Genomic DNA, 6,479 nt, shown 5'->3' on the forward strand with positions numbered 1-6,479 from the left:
TGGCTCAATTGATCATGCAGTAGATAAGGCACTTGCAAAAAATATTTTTGTAGTTACTGCTGCAGGAAATGATGGGCCATTACCTCAGACAATTGGAAGTCCGGGAAGAAATGAAGAGTCAATTACAGTAGGTGCAACTTATAATAATTTAACATCAAGCTTGGTTGCAACACTAGAAGTAAACGAGAAATCATATACTGTAATTCCCATGGTGGGTTCATCAAAATTAGATGAGCCAATAGTAGGTAAGATAATTTTTGGAAAATATGGAAAGCAAGAAGATCTCAAGGACATCAATGCAACAGGTGCAATTGTAATAGTTGAAAGAGGAAGCGATAACAAAGACGACAGATTATATTTTTCCTTAAAAGAAAAAAATGCAGTAAATGCAGGAGCTAAAGCATTGATAGTTTACAATAACGAACCTGGAATTTTTCTTGGTGAATTAATTCATGATTTTATAGAACCAGGTTACGTACCACAGATTCCAGTAGTATCAATTGACAGGGATGATGGATTGGAGATCATAGAAAAAATTAAAGAAAAAAATAATGCAATGATACATTTGTTTTACAATCCAGATTTTGTTGCCCATTTTAGTTCAAGAGGGCCAGTTTCACCATTTTACATAAAACCAGACATTGTAGCTCCTGGTGCATACATCAACACCACACAGAGAAATGGGGGATACAACTTTACTAGTGGAACTAGTTTTGCTGCACCCCATGTAAGCGGAGCAGCTGCCCTGCTAATTGAAAAATATCCATCAATTGGGAATCAAGAGATAAAATCATTGTTGATGACTACATCTGAGCCTGTTTCTGATGCATATGGGCATACATTCTCCTTTAGTGATGCAGGTGCTGGGAGAATAGATATTGCAAAGGCATTTCATGCAAAACTAATCATCACCCCTCCAAGTTTTGTGATTAGTTTATCATCAGATAATCCAGTCTCTCAAAATAAATTAAAAATAAAACTCCTAAATGGGACACTAGATGGACTTGAGGTAAAATTTGATGGGCCACAGTTTATCCAGTTTGATAATTCTCTAAAAGACAATGACATTTCATTTAAGATAAAAATTCTAGGACAAGAATACGGAGATCATGAAACTAGAATAATCATAAATCATGACGGTACAAGATATGTAATTCCCGTTTTAATTCATTATACTGAGGGTTCAATTTCTGTAAACCAAAAAGATGGCAAGCTAAAATTTGTGGTGTATCAACCAGAACATTGGGAGTTTGCAAAGATTTCGGTTATTAATAGTAAAACTGGAAAAACAGAAATTACTTCAGCTATTCCAGGACGAGATTCATCAATTGAGATAGATGAAAATGCAAAATATTGGATTGATGCAAAAATCAGAGTAAGCGGTAAAACTTTTGATGCATACAATACGATTGATGTAAATACGGTAAACCAGAATTCTTTTAGTCTGTTTGATCTTGATATTCCACAAAGACAAGTAGCAATAGTTTTAGGAATTATTATGACAATAGGGGCTGTTGGAGTAATTACAATGAGAAGAGTAGCAACTAGAGTTTAGGACCTGCATTCTGTATTTCAGGTGCAACGTTTTTGAATTTTTTGAAATTCTCTACAAACATCTCAGATAATTTTCTTGCAGATGAATTGTAAAGTTCTTTGTCCTCCCATGTACTTTTTGGATCTAAAATTTCTGGAGGAACATCAGATACTTCAGTTGGAATATCCAAATTAAACAAATGATCATGATTGTACTTTACATTGTCTAGCTTTCCAGTTAGTGCTGCAGTAACCATGGCTCTACTATATTTTATTTTGATTCTCTTTCCCACCCCATATGGACCACCAGACCAACCTGTATTGACAAGATAAACTACTGTGTTGTGTTGGGTGATTTTTTCTCCAAGAATTTTAGCATAAACAGCAGCTGGTCTAGGCATAAATGGTGCTCCAAAGCACTCTGAGAAGACAGATTTTGGTTCTTTGATACCTCTTTCAGTTCCGGCCAACTTACTTGTATAACCTGACATAAAATGATACATTGCACCTTCTTTTGTCAGTCTAGATATTGGGGGTAAAACACCCAATGCGTCTGCAGTTAAAAATACAATGACTTTGGGATGACCGCCAACACTTGGAATTACTGCACCTGGAATAAACTCAAGTGGGTATGCAACTCGTGTGTTTTCGGTTAAGGTATTATCATCGTAATCAGGAACTCCATTATTTACTACAACGTTTTCTAAAACTGCACCAGGTCTAATTGCATTCCAGATTTCTGGTTCTGCTTCTTGACTTAGATTGATACATTTTGCATAACAGCCTCCTTCAAAATTAAATGTTCCATTATCGGACCATCCATGCTCATCATCACCAATTAGATTACGATTAGGATCAGCAGAGAGAGTTGTCTTACCAGTTCCAGACAGTCCAAAAAACAAAGAAGTGTCACCATTTTTTCCAATGTTTGCAGAGCAGTGCATTGGGAATACGCCCTTTTCAGGTAAGAGGAAATTCATCACACTAAACATTGATTTTTTCATCTCTCCGGCATATTGTGTTCCTCCAATCAAAACAATTTTTCTTGTCAAATCAATTATTATGAAAACATTAGATCTAGTACCGTCTTCAGCTGGAATCGCTTCAAAGTTATTGATACACATTACAGTAAATTCAGGAGTATGTTCTTCTAGCTCTTTTGCAGTAGGACGGATAAACAAATTTCTTCCAAAAAGACTTTGCCATGCATGATCATTTATGACTCTAATTGGCAAACGAGTATCTTTATCAGATCCTACAAATCCATCAAATACAAAAAGATCTTTGTTCTCAACAAAGCGTTTCATCTTTTCAAGCAATTTCTCAAATTTGTCAGATGGAAATTGGTGATTTACCTTACCCCAATCAATTGTGTTTCTAGTTTTATCATCTAAAACAATGAATCTATCATCAGGGGATCGTCCGGTATATTTTCCAGTGTTTACAGAAAGTGAGCCAGTTGAATTTACAACTCCTTCTTTTCTTTCAACTGCAAGTTTTACTAGTTCATCCACATCCAAATTACGATGAATTTTGGAGGGTTTAATTCCAAAATCATGTATTTGAGTTAGAAATTTGTTTGTGTTGATTGGACCTACTACCGTGGTCAGAGGAAGTGACCCCCATCGACAAGTATCATAACAATCCCAGGTTTAATCATGAGATATTTCGATCCGACTTAATTTTCCTTATTATCTCTTTCCCAATTATGAATTTTTTATTCTAGGAACGTATTTATTTCAAATTTTGGGAGTCAAACTAATGACGATCAACAAGGAAAAGTTGGCTCTAAGAGAAGAGATCAAAGGAAAGAATCCAGATTTCGTAAGACCAGAAAGTTGGCGTTATGTTAGATTAGAAACAAATTGGAGAAAACCAAAAGGAGTTGATCATCATCAAAGAAAACTTAAAGGTGGTAGAGGTCGTCCAGGACTTGTCAAAGTCGGTTATGGTGGACCAAAAATTGCAAAGGGATTACATCCTTCAGGATTTACAGATAATTTAGTTTACACATTAAATGATTTAGAAAAATTAAATCCAAAAACAGATGGAGTCAGATTTGGCCACAGTGTCGGCACTAAAAAAAGAAAAGAGATTATGGCAAAGGCTTTAGAAAACAAATTCAAAATTTTCAACGCAAGAGTGAGAACAATTGGTAGTAAATCTTAGAGCCAAAAAGAAATTGGTAGCTAGAGTTACCGGTGTTGGAGTTCACAGAGTAAGATTAGATTCTGATCATCTGGATGACGTAGCTGATGCAATTACAAGAGAAAACATTCGCAGTCTAATTACAGCAAAAAAAATTACAATAAAACCAATTGTTGGAACTTCTAAAGGAAGAGCACAGACTAAAAAAGCTCAGAAAAACAAGAGAGGAACAACTCAAGGTTCTAAAAAAGGAAGAAAAGGTGCAAGAGTAGGAAAGAAAGACGTCTATGTTAGCAAGGTTCGTTCTTTGAGAAGATTGCTAAAAATCGCCAAAGACAGAAAAGAACTGACAAATCCAGAATTCTGGGCTCTATACAAAAAGGTAGGCGGAAACACAGTAAGAAACAAGGCACATTTGAGATTACTAATGGAAGAAAGTATCACCAAAAGAAAAAGCTAGAATCGATAAATCCTATTTTCCAAGTCTAAAATTTTTCCATTCTTTATCTGAATTCCTTCTAGAGTTAGCATACTTGATTTAATTTCTTCGCCATATGCATATCCACCAACTTTTCCATCTGACTTTACAACTCGATGACAGGGAATGATTACAGGGAATGGATTTTTGTTCATAATTTTTCCAACTGCTCTCTGTCCATTTTTCATTCCAACTGCTTTTGCAAGTTCGCCATATGTAGTGATTTTTCCTTTTGGTACCTCCAGTAATTTCTTGTAAATTTTTTTATCAAGATTCAAAGTCGGATTACCTCAAGATCAGTATCTTTTAGAAGTTCAACTATTTTTTGCTTATTTGGACCCATTCCCCCCCAATCAAGTAATGCAGTCTTTGCAATTTTGTTTTGCTCCAGTATATGCAAAAACAAATTCTTATCTATATTTTCAAGTGCGTGTTTTGGGACTACAGTTCCTAAAGAATATTTTCCATCTAGGATCTCATCTGTAAATTTGTCTGGATAGTGTGTTCCTCCAAAACAAATTGCAACTGGTGATGATGGGATTTTTTCAATCATTACTTGATGTACTAGAGAAGCAATGGAATTGCACAGAGATACATCTGTCCATTGTTTTTCTGTAGTTCCAATTTCAATAAATATTGCAGGTTTTTTGAGTGCAGTTGGGCCATGGTGAGTGGCTTCAATTGTGATTTGAAAATCTGAGAAATTAGATTTATTTTTCCAAAGCACTTGAAGATATTTTTTTTGAATAAATGGATGAGGTATTGCTACCTGCTTTGGATTTCCTCCAAACTTTGCATCTGAAAAATTGCCAGTACTGTGGCAAGTAAGTGCTAAAACTCCAGACTCGGCTGCATGTTTTGAGAGAAATACAAATCCATCATAATCATATTTTTCCTCTAGCCAGTCAGCTGAGATTGCAGGTGTTGGAATTATCAGTAAATCATAATATTCTCCTCGATAAATCTCGCCATCTTTTGTCATTTTTTCTGAAAGAAATTTTGCCATATTGTAGCCGGCAGGGTCATCGCGGTATGCTACAAGCAATTCCATGAGATAAGAGATATAAGGACACCTTATTAATTTCCACCAATGAACCCGAAGCAGACTTTGAAAAACATGGCCAATACAATGAAGATGGCAAAAAAGCCAGATCGTGATGAGTATACACAGCATCTAAGATTAGTATTATTAGGAATTGCAGGTGTTGGTGCAATTGGTTTTACAATTCAGTTTGTCTTCTCAGTAATTACGTTTGGTAGATAAAAATGTCAGAAGAAATTAAATCACATCTTTTTGCAATCAGAACCACAGGAGGTCAAGAAAAGATAGTCATGAGACTATTAGAAGCAAAAGCTAACACTAACAAATTAAACATTCAATCGGTCTTACTAGTAGATAATCTAAAAGGATATGTCGTAATTGAGGCAATTAATCCAAGTGATGCATACATGGCAGTAGAAGGAGTCAGACACATTCGAGGACAACTTAGAGGAGAATTAGAGTTTAAAGACATTGAAGGATATCTAGTAAAGAAATCCACAGTTTCACAATTAGGAGTAGACGATGTAATTGAGATAACAGGAGGTCCATTCAAAGGAATGAAGGCCACAATCACCAGAATAGACGTAGATAAGGAAGAGGCAACAGTAGTTTTACTGGATGCATCTTACCAACTACCTGTAACTGTCGATGCTAACTATCTAAAACTGTCAAGTGAGTCTTAGGAAGGATTAAATTTTTCATATTAAGCTGATAAACATGGTTGAAGCACAAAAAGTATCATCACTTGTAACAGGAGGAGCTGCATCAGCAGGTCCACCACTAGGTCCAGCTTTGGGTCCTTTGGGAGTTAACATTATGGAAATTATCAAAGCCATCAATGATAAAACAAAAGACTTTGAGGGCATGAAAGTACCAGTAACAGTTTCTGTATTTCCTGATACCAAAAAATGGGAAATTGAAATTGGAATTCCATCAGCAGCTGCATTATTATTAAAAGAAGCAGGTGTGCAAAAAGGAACAGGTACTCCAGGAACAGCTTGGGTAGGAGACATTACAATTGATTCAGTAGTAAAAGTTGCAAAGACAAAATTAGAAAAATCTTATGCATCTTCATTAAAATCTGTTGCAAAAACAATAGTTGGAACATGTCTATCACTTGGAATCAAAGTAGAAGGAAAGACACCAAAAGAGATCACTGCCGAAATTAACGAGGGCAAGTGGGATTCAAAACTAAACTAAAGCATAAGATAAGCAGGATCTTTATCCGTTTTTTGCAACTCTACAAAGGTTTCCGTATTTAGGATTCCATCTATTTTT

The 6,479-nt window shown here is 35.6% G+C and carries 9 protein-coding genes; 6 read left to right on the forward strand and 3 right to left on the reverse strand.

Annotation, left to right across the window (positions count from 1 at the left end):
* Nucleotides 1-1,555: S8 family serine peptidase (locus tag BG20_RS04740; RefSeq protein WP_010191564.1), on the forward strand; the 1,555-nt coding region annotated here is incomplete at its 5' end.
* Here the strand turns inward: BG20_RS04740 and pckA are convergent.
* Nucleotides 1,545-3,143 (reverse strand): phosphoenolpyruvate carboxykinase (ATP), encoded by a 1,599-nt coding sequence (pckA, locus tag BG20_RS04745; protein WP_338032796.1) that lies wholly within the window; start codon nt 3,141-3,143, stop codon nt 1,545-1,547. The two genes, BG20_RS04740 and pckA, sit on opposite strands and share 11 nt — an antisense overlap.
* A gap of 151 nt (nt 3,144-3,294) precedes the next feature.
* On the opposite strand from pckA, the gene BG20_RS04750 reads away from it, so the two are divergent.
* Both BG20_RS04750 and BG20_RS04755 read left to right on the forward strand, forming a co-directional pair.
* On the forward strand, nt 3,295-3,702 hold the full coding sequence (locus tag BG20_RS04750) for a 50S ribosomal protein L32e (RefSeq protein ID WP_007402807.1): 408 nt from the start codon (nt 3,295-3,297) through the stop codon (nt 3,700-3,702).
* Nucleotides 3,686-4,141, forward strand: coding sequence for a 50S ribosomal protein L19e (locus BG20_RS04755; protein ID WP_010191569.1), 456 nt, complete (start codon nt 3,686-3,688; stop codon nt 4,139-4,141). Before BG20_RS04750 ends, BG20_RS04755 begins: the two co-directional genes overlap by 17 nt.
* Here the strand turns inward: BG20_RS04755 and BG20_RS04760 are convergent.
* Both BG20_RS04760 and BG20_RS04765 read right to left on the reverse strand, forming a co-directional pair.
* Complete coding sequence (locus BG20_RS04760) at nt 4,138-4,437, reverse strand: methylated-DNA--[protein]-cysteine S-methyltransferase (RefSeq protein WP_010191570.1); 300 nt, start codon at nt 4,435-4,437, stop codon at nt 4,138-4,140. The genes BG20_RS04755 and BG20_RS04760 overlap by 4 nt on opposite strands.
* Nucleotides 4,434-5,210, reverse strand: a complete 777-nt coding sequence (locus BG20_RS04765; protein WP_010191571.1) for a D-aminoacyl-tRNA deacylase — start codon at nt 5,208-5,210, stop codon at nt 4,434-4,436. The genes BG20_RS04760 and BG20_RS04765 overlap by 4 nt, the downstream gene beginning before the upstream one ends.
* A 39-nt stretch (nt 5,211-5,249) precedes the next feature.
* Between BG20_RS04765 and BG20_RS04770 the strand changes: the two genes are divergently transcribed.
* Genes BG20_RS04770 through BG20_RS04780 form a run of 3 tightly spaced genes read left to right on the forward strand, consistent with a single transcriptional unit; the run spans nt 5,250 to nt 6,401 of the window.
* Nucleotides 5,250-5,423, forward strand: coding sequence for a protein translocase SEC61 complex subunit gamma (locus BG20_RS04770; RefSeq protein WP_007402811.1), 174 nt, complete (start codon nt 5,250-5,252; stop codon nt 5,421-5,423).
* Nucleotides 5,424-5,425: 2 nt separating this feature from the next.
* Nucleotides 5,426-5,884, forward strand: a complete 459-nt coding sequence (locus tag BG20_RS04775) for a transcription elongation factor Spt5 (RefSeq protein ID WP_007402812.1) — start codon at nt 5,426-5,428, stop codon at nt 5,882-5,884.
* 34 nt (nt 5,885-5,918) lie between these two features.
* Complete coding sequence (locus BG20_RS04780; RefSeq protein WP_007402813.1) at nt 5,919-6,401, forward strand: 50S ribosomal protein L11; 483 nt, start codon at nt 5,919-5,921, stop codon at nt 6,399-6,401.
* Nucleotides 6,402-6,479 lie beyond the last annotated feature (78 nt).

Origin of the sequence: Candidatus Nitrosarchaeum limnium BG20 (assembly GCF_000241145.1) — an archaeon.
Lineage (GTDB): Archaea > Thermoproteota > Nitrososphaeria > Nitrososphaerales > Nitrosopumilaceae > Nitrosarchaeum > Nitrosarchaeum limnae.